Raw genomic sequence first — 591 nt, forward strand, 5'->3', positions numbered from 1 at the left:
TGCTGGTGCCGCTGCTGCTGAACCTGTCGCCGCTCTATCGCTGGGCACGGCCCGAGGCAGGGGCGGAGGCGGGGGCGGCGCTGCGCAATGGCGGGTGGCTGAACGCGCCTTTCTTCTCGGCCCGGGTGGTGGCCTATGCCCTGTTGTGGAGTGTCCTGTCCGCGATGATCGTGCGGCGGCTGCGCGCGGGGGCGTCGGTGGCGTCCATTGCCGGGCCGATGCTGTTCGCGCTGGCGGTAAGCTTCACCCTGGCGATGTTCGACCTGGCCATGTCGCTGGAGGATTTCACGTCCGGCATCTATGGCATGCTGTGTGCCGCCGATGCCGCGATCCTGGCGCTGTCGGTCGCGACCGCCAGTTCGCCCGAGCGGATCGGCGGCGCGGTGCGGGACGATCTGGGCCGGCTGCTGCTGGCGCTGACGGTCCTGTGGGCCTATCTGGCCTTCTGCCAGTTGCTGGTCGTCTGGCAATCGAACCTGGCCGGCGACGCCGGGTGGTATCTGCGCCGCCTGACGCCCTTCTGGACCGGGATGGGCGTGGCCCTGGCGGTGCTGCGCTTCGCGGTGCCGTTCTTCGTGCTGCTCTGGCCCG

1 pseudogene is annotated in these 591 nt (G+C 70.2%); it reads left to right on the plus strand.

The window, feature by feature from the left end:
• Positions 1-591, plus strand: a pseudogene (locus tag HUK84_RS22110) (hypothetical protein); the annotation flags it as partial.

The sequence above is a fragment of the Nguyenibacter vanlangensis genome, from assembly GCF_013376155.1.
Taxonomy (GTDB): Bacteria; Pseudomonadota; Alphaproteobacteria; order Acetobacterales; family Acetobacteraceae; genus Gluconacetobacter; species Gluconacetobacter vanlangensis.